Here is an 18,039-nt window from a genome sequence, read left to right on the forward strand (position 1 = left end):
TTGACTAATCAGGAGGTTGTCACTAAACTGCTCGGCTATTCTCAAGAGCTAAAAGAACACTACGAACTTTATCAACTATTCCTGTTTCATTTTCAAGAAAAGCAAGCTGACCAGCTCTTTGGGCTGATTGAGGAGACGATTTCAAGCGTTAATCCTGTCTTTCAGACGGTTTTTAAGACTTTCTTGAAGAATAGAGACAAGATTGTCAACGCCTTGAAACTGCCTTACTCAAACGCTAAACTAGAGGCGACAAACAACCTTATCAAGGTCATTAAACGGAATGCCTTTGGTTTCAGAAACTTTGAAAAGACAAAACTCGCATTTTCATTGCCATAAACATAAANAGACTTTCTTGAAGAATAGAGACAAGATTGTCAACGCCTTGAAACTGCCTTACTCAAACGCTAAACTAGAGGCGACAAACAACCTTATCAAGGTCATTAAACGGAATGCCTTTGGTTTCAGAAACTCTGAAAAGACAAAACTCGCATCTTCATTGTCATAAACATAAAACGAGAGAAGACAAGAACTGTCCTCTCTCGGTGTTAAATTGGTCAACCCACTACAGTTGACAAAGAGCCGGTTTATTGATGTGTTTTAGTCAATTAGTGCTTTAGCGACCGCAATCTCGGCACTAAAATCACGGTTAAGGCAGTAGCGATGGCGACTTCGACCAATGAGTTGGTTGCCAGTACAGCCGCTAAGAAGCTCTGCACATTGCCTCCGAAGCGGTCAGGGAAGAGGAAGAAGATACCACCCAGCACAAAGAGGGTGTTGGTCATGCTGCCAACAGCGCCAGCCATGCCCAAGCCGATAGTGTTGTGAAGGGCTTTGTAAATCAGATAGGGAGTGACACCGATAAGAACCCGTGGAACAATCGCAATCAGAAGAGAGTAAAAGTTTCCATCATCAACAAACGGTGAGAAAATGTAACTGGCGGGCGTAACTAAGATGGTGTTGCGCACCACGCTCATGATGCCCATAAAGGTTCCGATCCCTGCGCCGACTTTGGGACCATAGTAGATGCTGGCGATAATGACAGGGATATGGGTCAGTGTCGGTTTTAGAGGGAGGGCGGGAATGGCTGCAAAGATGGACTGGCTGACAATTTCGATGACCAGCATGACAGCCATAAAAATAGCAATAGCAGCGATTTGTTTAGTTTCTTGACGTCTGTTCATGTAAAATCTCCTCAATCGTGTGAATAATATCTGATAGGTCAGCTAGGGCACCGCGCCCCACATCACCGCAAGCTAAAAGGGCAGAGCGAGGTGGAATTTCCCTGTATCCTTGTTGGGTCAGGACGGCCATGTTCTGTTGCGTGATGGGGTTGTCGTACATTTTTGTGTTCATGGCTGGCGCAAAGAGCTTTGGTGTTTCGGCTGGCAAGGCAAGCGCAGTGGCTGTCACCATATTGCTCGCCAGACCGTGTGCCAAATGCGCGATGGTATTAGCAGAAGCGGGAGCGAGGATAAATAAGTCAGCTTCCTTGGCTAAGTCGATATGGTTGATTCGGTCTGCTAATTTTTCAGTCATCACATCTACATGCACAGGTTGTTTAGAGAGAACTTGTAAGGTCAAGGGCGTGATAAATTGAGTGGCAGCCTCTGTCATCAAGACGTGGATCTCGTAGCCTAGCTTGGTTAATTGGCTGGTTAAATCCGCTGCCTTATAGGCAGAAATGGAGCCTGATATGGCTAATAAGAGTCGTTTAGGCATGAGTGGTCACCTTTTCTAAAATCAGCTGAGCGATTTGTTCTTTTGTCTCTGCTTCAAACACCTCGTCAGCTGTCAGCAAATAGCCGCGATGCTTGTCTTGGTTAATCTCCATTAAATCATTAGCCAGAATAAAATCAGCACGATTTTTCATCAGACTAGATTTCGCTACCGCGAAAAGCTCGTCACGACTAACATCAACCAAGAGCTTGAACCCCACTAACTTAATGTTCGGATTCCAATCTTTAATGTGACCGATAACCTTAGGCGTTTTTTTCAGAAGAAGAACTTGATAATCACTATGAGATGAGATTTTCGTCTCATTATTTTTTTTGGTCAATAGCTGGCGCAGATCTGATGTTTTTTCGACCTCTTCCAAGTCAGTCATATAGACAGGGGTGTAATCAGAGACGGCCATGCTATGAATGCAGACATCATGTGATTGAACCAGAGGCTTGAGCACGGTGATCAGGCTTGCCACGTCAGAGATGATTGTCACAGATAATTTGGGGTGAGCATCAGGCTTAACGGCTTGCTTGGTTGTCACAAGTGTCACCTCATGACCAGATGCTAAGCAGGTTTCTGCCATGATTTTTCCAAGCCAACCACTGGCATGATTGGTAATCCCTCTCACCTGATCAATCGGCTCTGTCGTGCCGCCGGATGTGATTAAACATTTCATATCTGTATTATAGCATAAGTCTTTTACTAGGCAAAATGTTTTGTAAAAAGCTTGCAAAAATCGGCTTTATACGATAAAATAAACTGGTTAAGCATAAAATTAACTGGTTTTTAATCGGTGTATCATCAAGGAGGCTATATGGCTAAGCATAAATGGCTAAAACTAACTGGGCTTGTCCTAGCAAGCCATCTTGTTTTATCGGCCTGCCAAACCAAGCAGGAAGCTAAAACAACATCTTCAACAACCTAGACCAGCTCTTCAACAAAACAAAAAGAGAGCAAAAAAGATAAACAAGACAAATCATCCGATAAGAAAAACACCAAAAAAGAAAAAGATATCCCGGGTGTAACAGTGCCGACCAGTGCCGGCTTTATCCTGACAGATCAATCAAAAATTCTTTCGCATACGAGAGACGGTATTGTCGTTGACCATAATGGGCATTCTCATTTTATCTTTTATGCTGATTTGCAAGGCACTAAATTTGCCCACCTGATTCCAGCAGGTACGGTTGTGACAGCAGCCCCAACTCAGCAAAAACCGCTAGGAGATAAGCAGCAGACTACAGCAGATCATCATTATGAGTTTAATCCAGCTGATATCGTCGCAGAAGATGCTCTGGGCTACACTGTTCGCCATGGAGACCATTACCACTATGTTTTGAAATCCAGCTTGTCAAATCAACAGCAGGCTGCAGCGACGACTCATGTTCAGACTACCCCGCTAGCACCGTCTACTGGAGGAAGAGCTGACCAGGCAAATCCATCCCAACAAGGTGGTATTGCAGGGATTGACTTTCCAACCAGTGATGGGTTCTTGTTTGATGGAACTGGCGTTCACGGCTGGACAGAGGCAGGGTTGTTGGTTAATCATGATAGACACCTGCATGTTTTATTGACATCAGATTTGGCTAGATCAAAATGGGCCTACCTTTTGAGGAACTCATCGACAGCCCCATCAATGCCATCTGTATTAGATAAGCCAACTCAACCAAGTTCCCCTATACTATCTGAGCAGCCAACAGTACCGAGTGGGTCTCCTCAAGAACCGAATGAGCATCATCAGGATGAGGTTGCGGTAAAACGTGCCTATTTGGCTCAAGCAACAGGGCTAAGTGAAAATCAGATTGTTCTACTTAAATACGCCAGATGGTCCAGGGTTCATGTACCCTCATGATGACCATACTCACTTTGTCCTCTTGTCTAAATTGGACATCACGAAATCTTATGATGACGGTCATGGCAATCAGGTGAAGCCAGCAGTTCCAGAGAACCCTCAAGTGCCAACGTCTCCATCTCTTCCAGCACAACCAAGCACACCAGAAATACCAGCACAACCGTCTGAACCAAAACCATCTGAACGTGATGAGTTGGAGGCCAAACGTCAGTATCTGGCTGAGAAACTTGGTCTTCGTCCAGAAGCGATTCAGGTGACAGATGGTCCAACAGGACGATTGTTTATCTATCCCCACGACAACCATCATCATGACATTGCTGTTGACAAGGTTGTGATCGGGGAGCCGATTGAAGATCCTCATGCGGATCCTCATGCTCACCAAGCTGTCGGTCGTGAGACCCTCAAGGCAATCGGTTTTGACGAGGAAATTATTGCAGATATCTTACATGCTGATGCCCCAACACCTTTCCCAGCAGATGAAACAGATCCTGAGAAGATGAAGGCCTGGTTGGCAACTGTAACTAGTTTGAACATCGGACAACGCCAAGACCCGCTCAAACGCTTTGGTCTGGACTTGATGCGTCACAAAATAGCTTAACCTCATTAGCTTTTCTCAAAGGTTACCCACAGTTAAAAACACTGGCACTTGCAGGGAACGATCTCACAGACATCAGTGCGCTAGATGATTTGCCAAACCTTGAGTTTGTGAATCTGGACTACAACCGATTAACTGATTTGTCTGCCTTATCCCAAGCTAACCATCTTAAAGTGCTGAGTGTGGAACACAATCAGTTGAAAGATTTGTCTATCTTGTCTAACAAGTCTGAATTGCAACGTATCTTTGTATCCCACAACAAAGGTCTTGATTTGTCTACGCTTCAGGCGCCAAATCTGGAAGAATTAACAGCAGAGCACAACGATTTGACTAATCTGAACTTTGTTTCAGGATTGCCATCGCTGGTTAGCTTGTCTGTAGGAAATAATGCGATTTCTGATTTATCAGGACTTGAAAAAGCAACCCAACTCCGCACATTAAATGTGTCGGATAACCAAGTGACCAGCTTGCATTTACCTGCTAGTCAAGCTAGCCTAGATAACCTTAACATTAGCAATAACTTGCTGACGACTTTGGAAGGTATCCAGAACTTTAGCGCATTGACAAGTTTGAATGCTGGTCATAATCATCTGAATACATTAGTGGTCAGCCAACCAAATAAAACCATTACCTTTATCGAAGTTAATGATAATCATATTCCTGCTGAAGAATTGACGCCAAACAGCCAAAATATCCCACAAGGCATTGCCCAGTATTTCCCAGCAGCAGAAGGTGGCAATACATCAAACAACACGCCTAACGAGCTAACAGAGCCAGCTGACGAAGTAGCTGCTAAAAGAGCTTACCTAGCACGTGAAACAGGTCTCAGCGAGGATAAGATTACCGTTTTGGAGACCAAGAATGGTCCAGGCTTCATGTATCCTCACGATGACCATATTCACTTCGTTTTACTGCGTGATTTAGACATCACTAAGCCTTATGATGACGGGCACAGCGACCATGATCAGCCGGCAGATTCGGAAAAATCGGTTAAACAAGATAAGCTAACTGAGCAAGAAAAACCAGCTGTCGCTCCTAAACCAAGTCGTCCAGAGAAACCGGCTGTTCCACCAAAACCAAGCCGTCCAAAACCATCGCCTGCTCCAACGCCTATTCCTGAAGAGCAAGAAACACCTGTGTCAACAACCGAAGCACCAACTAAAGAAGGTGTGGCTGGTATTGATTATCCAACTAGCGACGGTTTCCTCTTTGATGGCACTGGTATAGAAGGCTGGACTGATGCGGGCTTGATGGTTGACCATAAGGGGCATACTCATATTTTACCAAAAGACGCTATTGCTCGTTCAAAATGGGTACACTTATTGCCTAAGGAAACCCCTAAAGTGCAAGCGGAGTCTCCTGTTTTGTCTGAGAAGCAAGCAAAGCAAAGAGCAGAGTTAGCCCAACAACTGGGTCTACCTGTAGAGAGTATTCGTCCTGTGACCGCTGATGGCAAAGTTGTTGGTTTTGAATACCCTCATGAAGACCATACTCATATTGTCCATGTGACAGAAGAAGCGCCAACTAAAGCCCCTCTGACTGACGAGGAAAAGCGGGAATTAACGGCTTATATCCGTAAGGCTTATGGATTGCTCCAAGGGACGCCTGTTCATTTCCATGATTCCTTTGTTGTCTTTGCCATTCCTCATCCTCATCAAGACTACGATGCGAAGCGTGATTACTATACTGACGTGCTAGACCCACTTTATGATGCAGGTCACGTTCACCCCTACTCTGTATCACTGGATTTGTTAAACATTCCAGCTAAAACGGATAATTTGGAACTTGATTTTGAAAATGAGTTACAAGCTGCGGCTGAACGTTTGGGCGTACCAGTCATCCAAGTGAACATCAAGGATAAAAAATATTTTGTTCTACCAGGGAAAGATCACTACCACTACCTCAATATCTTAACGCCAATGGCTGGTTATGAGGCTTACATGGCCAATAAATTACCTGAAATTAAGGCAAGCTTTTCAGCAGGCGAGTTTTCAGCAGCACCGGTGACGGACGAGATTGCCCGTGTGCTGGAAGATGCCAAGTCCAAGTTTGGTGAAACAAGTGCAGACTATCGACGTATTGCACGAGCCTTGGATGACTCAAGGTTGACCTAGCAGTGCCAACAACATCTACACAAGCTTATATGGCAGCCTTACAGGATTTTGATAGCCGTTATATCAAGGGAGACAAAACAAAAGAAGCAGCACCAGTGGTTGAAGATGAGCTGACCGCACGTTATGAACAGCTGGTTGAGCAGTACAAGACATTAGGTTCAAGAACCTTACGTAGTTTTGGCTTACGTCAAGAGGAAGAAGTTGAAAAACTAAAAGCCCTAGTTGTCGCAAAAGACAAGGCAGGTTTAGAGCGTGTCGCAAATCACTTGTCAGCTATTGCACGCGTTGATAAGGCGCCTAGTGACCAAGGTCCGCGACTAGCTTATATGGACTTTCTCTTGAGACATATGGACGATGAAAAGGTTTCGCCACAATTGCGTCAACGCCTTCAGGAGAAAGTAAAAGAACTCTATGGTGTTCCGCGCGTGTTTGAATCTCATCTGGGAGAAACCTCTGCCTTGAAAGAAGAATTGAAAGCGGCTCTGTCGACAGAGAAAGCCCCAGTTCACACAGCTGATGCGGATGTTCCGAGTGGCTCAGTGTTCAACCGTAAAGACATGGCGTCATATGTCAATAATCTGCGTGATTTTCTCATTCGAACAAAAGTTATGACGGACGAGGAATTGTCAGAAGACTTTACTGAGGCCTTGCCGTTATTCCTTGAACAGCCTGCTAAACATCTTGAAGACGGCACTAACAAACCGGCTGATTCAACGGAAGCCTCACCATCATCGCCAACCCCAGACTTTCCAGCTGAGCCATCTGAGGAGAAACCATCTGACGTCGTTGATAATGATGTCGATGACGAGGAAGACGAAGAGGACATCTTTGATGGTGCTTCTGCTGAGGAGTTAGAAAAACTGTTAGCAGAACTAACTCGCCTGAAAGCAGAACGTGACGCCTTTGAAGAAAGTAATCCATCTAATTCAGATGAAATACCTGCTACAAAAACTACGCCAACCTCCCCATCAACTACTCAGCCTGAAGAACATAAAGCTGAGGAGACATCAACCCCAGACTCTCCAGCTGAGGCGTCTGAGGAAACCACAGCTGACGCCGTTGACAACGATGTCGATGATGAAGACGACAGCTGACGCCGTTGACAACGATGTCGATGATGAAGACGACAGCGAATGGGACGAGGACGAATTAGATGAATTTCTAGCTGGTTGGGAAGCCCTAAAGAAACAGCGTGAATCGATTCATTTTGAACCTTAGCCTAATAACAAAAAGATAAATGCAAGGTCATCATCGCTTAGAGACAAACATCAGGTTGGTGTTTGTCTTTTTCGCCATTAAAAGCACCTTGTAACGTAAAATTGCTATCATCGGAATAAGAGGTAGTTTTTGTCTATTTCTATCTCTCTGTTCAATCTTTAACGAATTCTTTGAAAATAGCAGACTCTGTTCAATCTTTAACGAATTCTTTGAAAATAGCAGAGCCCAAAAATATGGTATAATGGAAATGATGCAAGGAGGTGGGCAGATGATTGAGACGCAAGAAAAGACTGAGCAAGCTATTTTGGTTGGCGTAGAGTTACAGACCAGTGAGCATTTTGCCATGTCTATGGAAGAGCTGGCCAGCCTAGCCAAAACAGCAGGTGCGGAGGTGGTGGCGAGCTACACCCAGAAACTGGAGCGCTACAACAGCAAGACATTTGTCGGCTCTGGTAAGTTAGAAGAACTAAAAGCAGTCATCGAGTCCGAGGAGATTGACAGTGTTATTGTTAATAACCGCCTAACCCCTCGTCAGAATACGAATCTGGAGATGGAACTGGGGGTTAAGGTCATCGATCGTATGCAGCTGATTTTAGATATTTTTGCCATGCGGGCACGGAGCCACGAGGGCAAGTTGCAGGTGCATCTAGCCCAGCTCAAGTACATGCTGCCACACTTGGTTGGTCAAGGGATCATGCTTAGCCGTCAAGCAGGTGGCATCGGTAGTCGTGGTCCTGGGGAGAGCCAGCTGGAACTCAATCGTCGTTCCATTCGTCATCAGATTTCAGATATTGAGCGTCAGCTCAAGCAAGTTACCAAGAACCGTTCCACGGTACGGGACAAGCGTATCGCTTCTCAGGCTCTCAAAATTGGGCTTATTGGCTATACCAATGCTGGCAAGTCTACCATCATGAACGTTCTAACGGACAAGAGCCAGTATGAAGCCGATGAGCTTTTTGCAACGCTGGATGCGACGACCAAGAAAATTTACCTCCAAGACCGCTTTGAGGCGACCTTGACCGATACGGTTGGTTTTATCCAAGATCTGCCGACGGAGTTGGTTGCGGCGTTCAAGTCGACTTTGGAGGAGAGCCGACAGGTGGACTTGCTATTGCATGTCATTGATGCCAGCGACCCCAATCACGCCGAGCAGGAGCAGGTGGTTTTGGATATCTTGGCTGATCTGGATATGGCAGATATCCCTCGGCTAGCAGTTTATAACAAGATTGACAAGGTCACTGAGTTTACCCCCAGTCTTTTTCCTTACGTGACCGTGTCATCTCAGTCGGAGACCGCAGCCAGTGACCTGCGCCAGCTGATGATCGAGGCGATCACTGACCAGATTTTTGAGCCTTTTGCAGTGCAGGTTAAGCCAGAAGACAGCTACAAACTCTATGAACTGAGTAAGGTTGCCCTACTAGACAGCTACGACTGGGACAGTGACCAGCCCGTGACGGGCTACATCAGTCCTCAAAACAGATGGCGATTGGAGGCTTTTTATGACCAATGAGATTGACCTAGCCTTGACCTACGGTGGCTACACCAGTTTGGACAGGGTCTACCTGACCCGCCAGTTGCAGGGGCTGAGCAGAGTTGAGCAACTCAAAATCATCACCCCACCGCCTAGTGTGGTCAACGCTTATTTTGCCGAGCATTATCAGAAAACCTCGCCCAAAGCTGCCTGCGATTACCTGTTGGAGCTGAGTACGGCGCTCGACCTCTTTGAATCTTACCCCAGCTTTGCGGCAGAGGATAAGCCCTTTGTCCGTCTCAACCTGTCTGGACGTGCCTTTGGTTTTGCCTTTGTTAATGCCCAAGGGTTAGCGACTGTTTTTGCAGAGGACGAGGGGGAGGTGGTAGACCTGACCCTACTAGAGCTGGCAGAGCTCTTTCCCCATTTGGTGGTTTACCGAGAGGGTGATAGGGTCTATCTCGATACCTTGTTATGGGAGGAAGAAGGGGCAGAGCCCTTCACCTGCGACGGCGCATTCCTGACGACGGGTCACCGACTAACAGATGGTACCATCAAGCTGTCCAGTTACAACAGGCAAGAATTGCTGGACGTCGCCAGCCAGTTGTCAGGAAAACAGGTCTTTGGCTATACCCAAAGGCAATCCCTTATCTATGTGTTAGAAAGTTAAGTATGGAAATTCAATTTTTAGGGACGGGTGCCGGTCAGCCGTCCAAGGGACGCAATGTGTCCAGTCTTGTCCTCAAACTTCTTGATGAAATCAATGAGGTCTGGATGTTTGACTGTGGGGAAGGCACCCAGCAGCAGATTTTAGAGACGACCATTCGTCCTCGTAAAATAAAAAAGATCTTTATCACCCATCTGCATGGGGATCACGTCTTGGGCTTGCCAGGTTTCCTATCCAGCCGTGCCTTTCAGGCCAGCGAGGAGCAGACGGATATTGACCTCTATGGGCCTGTGGGGATTAAGCAGCTGGTCCTGACTAGTCTGCGCGTGACAGGTACTCGTCTGCCTTATCGGATTCATTTTCATGAGTTTGACGAGAACACCTTGGGCTTGATTTTGGAGACAGACAAGTTTACTGTCCATGCGGAAGCTCTTGACCATACAGTGTTCTGTGTCGGTTATCGCGTGACCCAGAAGGACTTAGAAGGGACCTTGGATGCGGAAGGTCTCTTGGCGGCTGGTGTGCCCTTTGGACCGCTCTTTGGTCAGGTCAAAAATGGTCAGGATATCCTTCTGTCTGATGGCAGGCAAATCATCGCTAAAAACTATATTTCTGAGCCTAGAAAGGGCAAGGTAGTGACCATCTTAGGGGATACACGCTTGACGGACGCTAGCATTCATCTAGGGTTGGGAGCGGATGTCCTCGTCCATGAGTCCACCTACGGCAAGGGAGACGAGGCTATCGCCAAAAAACATGGACACTCGACCAATATGCAGGCGGCCAGTGTTGCCAAGCAAGCCTTTGCCAAACGGCTCTTGCTCAACCATGTATCCGCTCGCTTTTTGGCTCGCGATGTTCGGCAGTTGGAAAAAGACGCTCAGTCGCTCTTTCCAGATACCCATGTGGTGCGTGATTTAGAGGAGGTAGAGGTTTTATGACAGGACGTGTGATTGTCATGACAGGGGCTAGCGGTGGCTTGGCTCAGGCGTTGGTGGCTCAGCTGCCAGCTGCTGACCAACTGGTTCTCCTGGGACGTAGTCGGGAGCGGCTCATGACCCTCTATGGGGAACGCCCCAAAACCCTCTGTCTGGGACTAGATGTTCGTGACAGCTCGGCTATTGTCCAAACCATCGACAGCATTTATGCTCAGTTTGGGCGCGTGGACATCCTCATCAACAACGCTGGTTTCGGTGAGTTTCAGGCTTTTGACGCTTACGAGGTGGCGCAGATCAAGGAGATGTTTGAGGTCAATACCTTGGCGACTATTCATTTTTCGCGGCTGATTGCTGGGAAAATGGCAGAGCAGTGTTCAGGGCATGTCGTCAATATTGCCAGCATGGCTGGGCTAATTGCGACAGCTAAGACCAGTATTTATTCGGCCACCAAGTTTGCGGTCATCGGCTACTCGAACGCCCTGCGACTAGAAGTGGCAGATAAGGGCGTTTATGTGACCACAGTCAACCCAGGACCGATTGCCACCAAGTTTTTTGAGACCGCAGACCCATCGGGCGACTACCTCAAGAGCGTTGACCGCTTCACGCTGTCTGCGGATGCAGTGGCTAGTCGTATCGTAGCCATACTGGGTAAAAACAAGCGCGAACTCAACCTGCCTTGGCTTTTAGCTCTGGCTCATAAATGGTATACCCTCTTCCCCACCCTGTTTGACTGGTTAACACGAAAAGTGTTTAACTATAAATAAGCCATTTTCACCTATACCAGTGGAACTGATTGGATAAGACATGACAATTCGCGAAAATCATTAAAAACCTGCCTTGGCAGTTTTTTATAATAGTTACTGATGCTGTCGTGTTCGTTTTTATCTGGTAAACAGTAGTTTTTATGTCATTAGCGTGACAATGCATACGAGCCTTTCCCTAGGTCAGGCAGTTTGTTTTTCGCTTGTTTTTTGATAAAATAAAGGAATAACGATCCAGAAAGTGACTGATATGATTTCTTCTAAATACACTTGGCAACTTGATGAACGATTGCCTGATGAGGGCTTTTTGAAGCTGGCAAAAAAAGAAGGTTTGGACAAGCTGGCAGCGACCATCTTGTTTAACCGTGGGGTGCAGACTTGGGAAGAACTAGTGGCTTTTTTGCAGGCAGATTTGAGCCAGTTACATGATTCTTATCTCCTAAACGATATGGATAAGGCGGTCCAGCGTATCCGCTCTGCCATTGAACAAAATGAAAGAATCCTCGTTTACGGGGACTACGATGCGGACGGGATGACGGCGGCGTCTATCGTCAAGGAGACCCTGGAGATGTTGGGGGCCGAGGTGGTGACCTACCTGCCCAACCGCTTCACGGACGGCTACGGGCCCAACCTGTCGGTCTACAAGTACTTTATCGAGCAGCAGGGCGTGTCTCTGATTGTGACGGTGGACAATGGGGTGGCGGGCCATGAGGCCATTGCCTATGCGCAAGGGGATGGTGTTGATGTGGTGGTGACGGATCACCACAGTTTACCAGCAGAGCTGCCAGAGGCTTACGCCCTTGTCCATCCTGAGCACCCTGGCGCTGATTATCCCTTTAAGTATTTAGCAGGTTGTGGGGTGGCCTTTAAATTAGCGACAGCCCTGCTTGAGACGGTTCCTGTAGAGATGCTCGATTTGGTAGCTATTGGAACCATTGCTGATATGGTTAGCTTGACGGATGAAAACCGCATCATGGTCAGGGCTGGTTTGCAGGTGCTCAAGGAAACTGAGCGACTGGGCTTACAGGAGTTGCTCAGGTTGGCTGATGTTGATTGGGCAAGTCTGACTGAGGAGACCGTTGGTTTTACCATTGCTCCCCAGCTCAACGCCTTGGGGCGGCTGGACGACCCCAACCCTGCCATTGAACTCTTGACAGGCTTTGATGATGAGGAAGTCCAGCAGCTTGCCCTTATGGTTAAGGCCAAAAATGAGGAACGAAAAAACCTAGTCGCTCGGATTTATGATGAGGCTAGACAGATGGTTGATCCAACGAGCCCTGTTCAGGTGCTGGCCAAAGAGGGCTGGCACCCTGGCGTTTTGGGCATTGTGGCTGGGCGCTTGCTGGAAACGCTGGGGCAGCCTGTCATCGTCCTCGGCATCACGGACGGTCAATCCAAGGGGTCGGCACGCAGTCCAGAAGCCTTTGACCTCTTTACGGCCCTCAGTCCTCATCCAGAGCTTTTTGTGGCTTTTGGGGGCCATAGCGGAGCGGCTGGCATGACCCTCCTAGTGGAGCAGTTACCAGCACTCAAGGCGGTCTTGTCTGAGGCTCTGGCAGAGCAGGTCATTGACCTTAATCAGAAACCACCCCTACCTGTGGCTGGTCAGCTCACCCTGTCTGAGCTATCGCTTGACACCATCAAAAGCCTAAGTAAACTAGCGCCTTTTGGTATGGATAACCGCAAGCCTGTCTTTCTCCTCAAGGATGTTAAGGTGACCCAGGCTAGAACCATGGGACAGGGGGGTGCCCATCTCAAGCTCAAGGTGCAGGAGGGTGAGACGGCCTACGATGTCGTTGCTTTTAACCAAGGGCAGCTGGCTCAGGAGTTTCAACAAGCTAGGGGCTTGGATCTCTTGGTTACCCTATCCGTCAACCGTTGGAACGGAGCCACTACTCTCCAGCTCATGCTGGAAGATGCTCGTGTTGACGGGGTTCAGCTTTTTGACCTGCGGGCTAAAACAGCTCTCCTGCCAACTGGTGTGCCTCTGTTGACGGCTGAGACAAGTAGCCCAGTCGTGGTGGTGGCTGATTTGCCAAACACCTTGGCAGACTTACAAGGGCTCTTTGAAGGGAAAACCTTTGAAGCCATTTATTTCAAAAACACCATCAACACCCCTTATTACCTGTCTGGTTATGGGACACGAGACCAGTATGCCAAGCTCTACAAGACCATCTACCAGTATCCAGAGTTTGATGTCCGCTACAAGCTCAAGGAGCTCAGCCATTTCCTCAAAATTGACCAGATTCTTTTGGTCAAGATGATTCAAATCTTCGAGGAACTTGGCTTTGTCAGCATCTCTGACGGTGTGATGACGGTCAATAAGGAGGCTGACAAACGACCGATTGCCGACAGCCAAATCTATCAGGAGTTGGTGGCAAACGTCAAGTATCAGGAGTTGATGGCACTAGGGACACCTGAGGAGATTTACCAAACCTTGACGAGGAAAGAGGACTAAATGGAAAAGATCGCTGTTTTATCAGACATTCATGGTAATAGCACAGCCTTGGCTGCTGTCCTGGCAGACGCCAAAGCTCAAGGGGCGACGGAGTACTGGCTTTTGGGTGATATCTTTTTGCCAGGACCAGCAGGAGATGAACTGTTAGAGTTCTTACAAGATGTGCCTGTGACGGTGTCCATTCGTGGCAACTGGGACGATGTGGTTCTAGCCTTGAAGGAGAGGAAAGCCACTGGGATTGTTGATGCTAAACAAGCAGAACATCTGGCGCTGTACAGACAAGGCCAGTACCTGCTTGAAACCCTATCGCCAGCAGGGCTCGATTACCTCAGCCAACAAAGGGCAACGGCGCATGTGACCAAGTCAGGTCTAAACATTCAACTCTCGCATAATTTTCCAGATAAGAATCATGGTGGAGGACTGTATTGGCAATCGCCTCAGGAAGAGTTTGATAGGCTTTGTGCAGATCATGCAGTGGCTGTTGCCATCTACGGGCATGTGCATGTCCAGACCATGCGCTATGCGACCAGCGGTCAGCTCATCCTAAATCCAGGCTCCATAGGACAGCCTTTCTGGACTTGGGAAGCCTTGCGACAAGACCAGCGTTCCCAGTATGCACTCCTGACCTTTGATGGACAAGGTTTGGCTGGTGTGGATTTCCGTAAGGTGGCCTATGATGTCAAAAGAGAGTATGCCATCGCCAAGGAGCGAGGTCTGCCCTACTTAGAACTTTACCAAGAACTGCTCGAGACAGGTGTCCTGCACACCCATGACAATGAGCTCCTAGCTCAGTACAACGACCGCTACGGTTATGAAGAGGAGGTTCGTGCTTATTTTAGCCGACAAGATGATTGACGAGGAACGTATTATCCAAGCGACAGCAGAGCATGTGAGAAGACTGATGGAGACAGAAGGTAGCGGCCATGATTGGTGGCACATTGATCGTGTTAGAAGAACGGCAGTGACCATCGCGCATGAAGAAGGCGCTGACCTCTTTATCTGTCAGATGGCAGCGCTCCTTCATGATGTCGCAGATCATAAGTTTAATGCCAGTCTGGCGACTGGCTTGGCAAAAGTTTCGGACTGGCTGGAGCGTCAGCAGGTTGATGAGCGTGACCAGCGGCATCTTTTAGCCATCATTGAGACACCAGTCAGAGACAAGGAAAACAAGTCCCTAGCCTAGAAGGGCGGGTAGTGCAGGATGCAGACCGCCTTGATGCGGGGCTATCGGTATCGCTAGAACGATGGCGTATTCTGGACATACGGGTCGGCTGATTTATCAGCCAGACGGCGATAAGGAGACGGCTATCCAGCATTTTGCTGATAAATTACTACACTTAAAGGCTCTGATGACCACGGCTTACGGTCGGAAAATGGCAGAGCAACGCAACACCTTTATGCTGACCTATCTGGAGCAGTTTCACGCTGAGTGGTCAGGTTTGCGTTAGAAAGGAAGGAGGAAAACACCTATGCGCCTATGGCACCAAGCCATCATTTCAAAACTTCCTCGCCAGCAACTCTTGGGACAGCACCGCGAGTGTGCGGCCTTGCGAGGGCGAGGCTGGGGTAAACCTCATGCCACGGTCAACTATGTTTTTGACCACAATCCCTATAAGCTCTACCAGTACCATGTGCTTATCATGGATGAGATGGTCGCTCGTGGCTACCAGCCTGACAGGGCTTGGTATGACCCTGCCTATCGCGGAAAAACCGCTACGCCCCACGCTCAAGTAGACCCCACCGAGCAGACCAGCCCTATCTATACCGAACACGATGAGGCCTATCTCTTTGACTGTCTGGATAACCTGCGTGAAAAGGGCATTGAATTGGAGTAAGTTAGTTTATTTCCCAAAAAGTGAAAAGAATGTGTTATAATTGTTTGTAAAACCATTTTTTAGAAAGTCAGAAGATGAAATTAGAGAACTATATCGCTAGCATTGAAAACTACCCTAAAGAGGGGATTACTTTCCGAGACATTAGCCCTTTGATGGCTGATGGCAATGCCTACAGTTACGCTATTCGCGAGATTGTTCAGTATGCGGTGAGCAAAAATATTGACATGATTGTTGGCCCTGAAGCGCGTGGCTTTATCGTGGGCTGCCCTGTAGCTTTTGAGTTGGGCATCGGTTTTGCGCCTGTCCGCAAGCCTGGTAAATTACCGCGTGAGGTCATCTCAGCTGATTATGAGAAAGAGTATGGTCTTGACACACTGACCATGCATGCTGATGCCATCAAGCCAGGTCAGCGCGTGTTGATCGTTGATGACCTTTTGGCGACAGGTGGTACGGTGAAAGCGACCATTGAAATGATTGAAAAACTAGGTGGTGTGGTTGCTGGCTGTGCCTTTCTGATTGAGCTAGACGGACTTGGTGGTCGTGAAGCCATCGGCAATTACGACACGAAAATTTTGATGAATTTTCCGGGATAAGCTCGGTTACGGGTATAGCTAAAAACTATAGCCCGTTCTAAAAAATAGATATTTGAAAGATTGAGCTCCCCACCGTATACTAGAAGTAGTATCTTCTAAAGAAAGTGAGGGGCTTATGCCAATTACACTCGATAAAAAGTTACCAGCAGTTGATATTCTTCGGGCGGAGAATATCTTTGTCATGGACGACAACCGTGCTGTTAGTCAGGATATTCGTCCTTTGAAAGTCTTGATTGTAAACCTGATGCCAACCAAAGAGGCTACAGAAACGCAATTATTAAGGCTTCTATCTAACACACCTTTACAGCTAGAGATTGACTTTCTCTATATGGCTAGTCATGAGTCGAAAAACACTGGTTTTGACCACTTGTCAACCTTTTATAAAACCTTTACAGATATTAAAAATAAGTTTTATGATGGCATGATTATCACTGGGGCTCCTGTGGAGACCTTGCCGTTTGAGGAGGTTGACTATTGGGAAGAATTATGCCAAATTTTTGAATGGCAAAAGTCGCATGTTTATTCAACCCTGCATCTGTGTTGGGGGGCTCAGGCAGCGCTCTATTACCGTTATGGTGTTGAAAAATCGCAAATGGCTGAGAAGTTGACGGGCGTTTTCTCGCAGGTAGTGTCTGATAAGCGTTGCCCGCTTCTGCGTGGATTTGATGACGAGTTTTTTGCGCCCCACTCACGCTACACCGAAGTTGATGAGGTGCAGGTTCTCAAACAGACCCCTCTACAGATTCTTGCTAAAGGGGTTGATGTCGGCTTATCTATCCTAGCGAGTTCGGACCTGAGAGAGGTTTATAGCTTTGGGCACTTGGAGTATGATCGTGAGACCCTAGATAAGGAATACCGCCGAGATATCTTATCTGGTAAAAGCTCTGCTATGCCTAAAAACTACTACCAGAATGATGATGCTAGCCAGCCGCCAATCATGCGTTGGAACCTGCCTGCGGCGACTTTTTTCAGTAATTGGATTAACTATGGGGTCTATCAGGAGACGCCTTATCATTTGGAGCAGTTGCAAGAAGAGTTCTTGGAGTCTGCGCAACTTTAGGAGGGCGAGATGACAGCTGTCACTTATTATCAGTCAGGGCATGTGGTGCTACCCAGTCAGTTGCTGTTTAACTACCACCACTTGTTTAACAACAGTGAAGACTTTCTTGTTTGGCAATTTTGCTACTTGCAAAACACGACCAATTTACAAGATTTATTACCTAGCCAGATTGCTCAGGCCATTGGTAAGACAGTTGCAGATGTTAATCGGTCCTTTGAGCGTTTGACTGAGGCAGGTCTTTTAGTCATTAAAATCATTGATATTGCTGGGGAGATTGAGACTATTTTTGACACCAGCCCAGCTTTTGAAAAATTAGATACCCTATTACATCAAGGAAAGCCACAGGGTTCTGAATCCGTGGACACCTTGCCTTTGTTTGATGGGTCAGAGTTGAAGTTACTTGTGGACGACTTTCAACGAGAACTGGGGCGTTTGCTCAGTCCTTTTGAACTGGAAGAGTTGGACAAGTTGCTTAAGGAAGTTCAAACCGATCCAGCTTTGATTAGAGAAGCACTAAAAGAAGCGGTGTTTAATGGTAAGACCAATTGGAATTATATCCAAGCCATTTTACGTAATTGGCGCAAAGAAGGTATCTTGACCGTTAGGCAAATTGAGGAGCGCCGCCGTGAGCGTGATCGTCACAAGGTGGAAGAAGTGGCGATTGATGAGGATTTCCGTTTGGCATCTAACCTCTGGGTGGATTAGTTCGTCACAGACTGATTGGCATGTTATGCTTTAATAGTCTTGATTAGAGAACAGTT

At 47.3% G+C, this 18,039-nt stretch carries 18 protein-coding genes and 4 pseudogenes; 19 read left to right on the forward strand and 3 right to left on the reverse strand.

Features of this window, described 5'->3' with window-relative positions; all coding sequences use genetic code 11:
- Together ACERC8_RS06150 and ACERC8_RS06155 are read left to right on the forward strand one after the other, a co-directional pair.
- Positions 1-356 (forward strand): annotated as a pseudogene (locus ACERC8_RS06150) (transposase); the annotation flags it as partial.
- A pseudogene (locus tag ACERC8_RS06155) lies at positions 347-549 on the forward strand (transposase); the annotation flags it as partial. The pseudogenes ACERC8_RS06150 and ACERC8_RS06155, both read left to right, overlap by 10 nt.
- A gap of 56 nt (positions 550-605) precedes the next feature.
- Here ACERC8_RS06155 and ACERC8_RS06160 read toward each other — a convergent pair.
- The 3 genes from ACERC8_RS06160 to ACERC8_RS06170 are packed head-to-tail and all read right to left on the reverse strand — an operon-like array spanning position 606 to position 2,398.
- Positions 606-1,181, reverse strand: a complete 576-nt coding sequence (locus tag ACERC8_RS06160) for an ECF transporter S component (protein ID WP_373659020.1) — start codon at positions 1,179-1,181, stop codon at positions 606-608.
- A complete protein-coding gene (gene coaC, locus ACERC8_RS06165) occupies positions 1,159-1,719 on the reverse strand; it encodes a phosphopantothenoylcysteine decarboxylase (RefSeq protein WP_373659021.1) in 561 nt (186 codons plus the stop codon). Before coaC ends, ACERC8_RS06160 begins: the two co-directional genes overlap by 23 nt.
- The gene (locus ACERC8_RS06170; RefSeq protein ID WP_373659022.1) at positions 1,712-2,398 is read right to left on the reverse strand and encodes a phosphopantothenate--cysteine ligase; all 687 of its coding nucleotides are present in this window, start codon (positions 2,396-2,398) and stop codon (positions 1,712-1,714) included. The genes coaC and ACERC8_RS06170 overlap by 8 nt, the downstream gene beginning before the upstream one ends.
- Positions 2,399-2,749: 351 nt before the next feature.
- On the opposite strand from ACERC8_RS06170, the gene ACERC8_RS06175 reads away from it, so the two are divergent.
- From ACERC8_RS06175 to ACERC8_RS06255, 17 genes and pseudogenes are all read left to right on the forward strand, one after another.
- The gene (locus ACERC8_RS06175; RefSeq protein WP_373659023.1) at positions 2,750-3,571 is read left to right on the forward strand and encodes a pneumococcal-type histidine triad protein; all 822 of its coding nucleotides are present in this window, start codon (positions 2,750-2,752) and stop codon (positions 3,569-3,571) included.
- Complete coding sequence (locus tag ACERC8_RS06180) at positions 3,558-4,169, forward strand: hypothetical protein (RefSeq protein ID WP_373659024.1); 612 nt, start codon at positions 3,558-3,560, stop codon at positions 4,167-4,169. Before ACERC8_RS06175 ends, ACERC8_RS06180 begins: the two co-directional genes overlap by 14 nt.
- A gap of 38 nt (positions 4,170-4,207) precedes the next feature.
- Positions 4,208-4,570 (forward strand): annotated as a pseudogene (locus ACERC8_RS06185) (leucine-rich repeat domain-containing protein); the annotation flags it as partial.
- A 471-nt stretch (positions 4,571-5,041) separates the two neighbouring features.
- Entirely contained in the window at positions 5,042-6,280 is a 1,239-nt protein-coding gene (locus ACERC8_RS06190; RefSeq protein ID WP_373659063.1) for a pneumococcal-type histidine triad protein, read from the forward strand.
- 2 nt (positions 6,281-6,282) lie between these two features.
- Complete coding sequence (locus ACERC8_RS06195; RefSeq protein WP_373659025.1) at positions 6,283-7,374, forward strand: hypothetical protein; 1,092 nt, start codon at positions 6,283-6,285, stop codon at positions 7,372-7,374.
- Positions 7,355-7,498 (forward strand): hypothetical protein, encoded by a 144-nt coding sequence (locus ACERC8_RS06200; RefSeq protein ID WP_373659026.1) that lies wholly within the window; start codon positions 7,355-7,357, stop codon positions 7,496-7,498. The genes ACERC8_RS06195 and ACERC8_RS06200 overlap by 20 nt, the downstream gene beginning before the upstream one ends.
- A 268-nt stretch (positions 7,499-7,766) precedes the next feature.
- A complete protein-coding gene (gene hflX, locus ACERC8_RS06205) occupies positions 7,767-9,008 on the forward strand; it encodes a GTPase HflX (protein ID WP_373659027.1) in 1,242 nt (413 codons plus the stop codon).
- Complete coding sequence (locus tag ACERC8_RS06210) at positions 8,998-9,639, forward strand: cystathionine beta-lyase (protein WP_373659028.1); 642 nt, start codon at positions 8,998-9,000, stop codon at positions 9,637-9,639. Before hflX ends, ACERC8_RS06210 begins: the two co-directional genes overlap by 11 nt.
- Positions 9,640-9,641: 2 nt before the next feature.
- Complete coding sequence (gene rnz, locus ACERC8_RS06215) at positions 9,642-10,574, forward strand: ribonuclease Z (protein ID WP_373659029.1); 933 nt, start codon at positions 9,642-9,644, stop codon at positions 10,572-10,574.
- Positions 10,571-11,335: an SDR family NAD(P)-dependent oxidoreductase gene (locus ACERC8_RS06220; protein ID WP_373659030.1), complete on the forward strand. Its 765-nt coding sequence runs from the start codon at positions 10,571-10,573 to the stop codon at positions 11,333-11,335. Before rnz ends, ACERC8_RS06220 begins: the two co-directional genes overlap by 4 nt.
- Positions 11,336-11,582: 247 nt before the next feature.
- On the forward strand, positions 11,583-13,790 hold the full coding sequence (recJ, locus tag ACERC8_RS06225; RefSeq protein WP_373659031.1) for a single-stranded-DNA-specific exonuclease RecJ: 2,208 nt from the start codon (positions 11,583-11,585) through the stop codon (positions 13,788-13,790).
- Positions 13,791-14,645: a metallophosphoesterase gene (locus tag ACERC8_RS06230; RefSeq protein ID WP_373659032.1), complete on the forward strand. Its 855-nt coding sequence runs from the start codon at positions 13,791-13,793 to the stop codon at positions 14,643-14,645.
- Positions 14,638-15,238 (forward strand): annotated as a pseudogene (locus ACERC8_RS06235) (HD domain-containing protein). The gene ACERC8_RS06230 and the pseudogene ACERC8_RS06235 overlap by 8 nt, the downstream one beginning before the upstream one ends.
- A gap of 21 nt (positions 15,239-15,259) precedes the next feature.
- A complete protein-coding gene (locus ACERC8_RS06240) occupies positions 15,260-15,625 on the forward strand; it encodes a TIGR02328 family protein (protein ID WP_373659034.1) in 366 nt (121 codons plus the stop codon).
- A gap of 74 nt (positions 15,626-15,699) precedes the next feature.
- Entirely contained in the window at positions 15,700-16,218 is a 519-nt protein-coding gene (locus ACERC8_RS06245) for an adenine phosphoribosyltransferase (protein WP_018367321.1), read from the forward strand.
- Between the two features lie 115 nt (positions 16,219-16,333).
- Complete coding sequence (metA, locus tag ACERC8_RS06250) at positions 16,334-17,278, forward strand: homoserine O-succinyltransferase (protein ID WP_018367320.1); 945 nt, start codon at positions 16,334-16,336, stop codon at positions 17,276-17,278.
- Between the two features lie 9 nt (positions 17,279-17,287).
- A complete protein-coding gene (locus ACERC8_RS06255; protein ID WP_373659035.1) occupies positions 17,288-17,983 on the forward strand; it encodes a DnaD domain-containing protein in 696 nt (231 codons plus the stop codon).
- Positions 17,984-18,039: the final 56 nt, after the last annotated feature.

Source organism: Streptococcus sp. E29BA, from assembly GCF_041807805.1.
Classification (GTDB): domain Bacteria; phylum Bacillota; class Bacilli; order Lactobacillales; family Streptococcaceae; genus Streptococcus; species Streptococcus entericus.

Bases quoted from the DNA above. Each gene is read 5' to 3' on its own strand.
- hflX (WP_373659027.1), top strand. From the start codon at position 7,767: ATGATTGAGACGCAAGAAAAGACTGAGCAAGCTATTTTGGTTGGCGTA.
- ACERC8_RS06160 (WP_373659020.1), bottom strand. From the start codon at position 1,181: ATGAACAGACGTCAAGAAACTAAACAAATCGCTGCTATTGCTATTTTT.
- ACERC8_RS06190 (WP_373659063.1), top strand. From the start codon at position 5,042: ATGTATCCTCACGATGACCATATTCACTTCGTTTTACTGCGTGATTTA.
- ACERC8_RS06180 (WP_373659024.1), top strand. From the start codon at position 3,558: ATGTACCCTCATGATGACCATACTCACTTTGTCCTCTTGTCTAAATTG.
- ACERC8_RS06200 (WP_373659026.1), top strand. From the start codon at position 7,355: ATGATGAAGACGACAGCTGACGCCGTTGACAACGATGTCGATGATGAA.
- ACERC8_RS06230 (WP_373659032.1), top strand. From the start codon at position 13,791: ATGGAAAAGATCGCTGTTTTATCAGACATTCATGGTAATAGCACAGCC.
- ACERC8_RS06210 (WP_373659028.1), top strand. From the start codon at position 8,998: ATGACCAATGAGATTGACCTAGCCTTGACCTACGGTGGCTACACCAGT.
- ACERC8_RS06220 (WP_373659030.1), top strand. From the start codon at position 10,571: ATGACAGGACGTGTGATTGTCATGACAGGGGCTAGCGGTGGCTTGGCT.
- rnz (WP_373659029.1), top strand. From the start codon at position 9,642: ATGGAAATTCAATTTTTAGGGACGGGTGCCGGTCAGCCGTCCAAGGGA.
- recJ (WP_373659031.1), top strand. From the start codon at position 11,583: ATGATTTCTTCTAAATACACTTGGCAACTTGATGAACGATTGCCTGAT.
- ACERC8_RS06245 (WP_018367321.1), top strand. From the start codon at position 15,700: ATGAAATTAGAGAACTATATCGCTAGCATTGAAAACTACCCTAAAGAG.
- ACERC8_RS06170 (WP_373659022.1), bottom strand. From the start codon at position 2,398: ATGAAATGTTTAATCACATCCGGCGGCACGACAGAGCCGATTGATCAG.
- metA (WP_018367320.1), top strand. From the start codon at position 16,334: ATGCCAATTACACTCGATAAAAAGTTACCAGCAGTTGATATTCTTCGG.
- ACERC8_RS06255 (WP_373659035.1), top strand. From the start codon at position 17,288: ATGACAGCTGTCACTTATTATCAGTCAGGGCATGTGGTGCTACCCAGT.
- coaC (WP_373659021.1), bottom strand. From the start codon at position 1,719: ATGCCTAAACGACTCTTATTAGCCATATCAGGCTCCATTTCTGCCTAT.
- ACERC8_RS06240 (WP_373659034.1), top strand. From the start codon at position 15,260: ATGCGCCTATGGCACCAAGCCATCATTTCAAAACTTCCTCGCCAGCAA.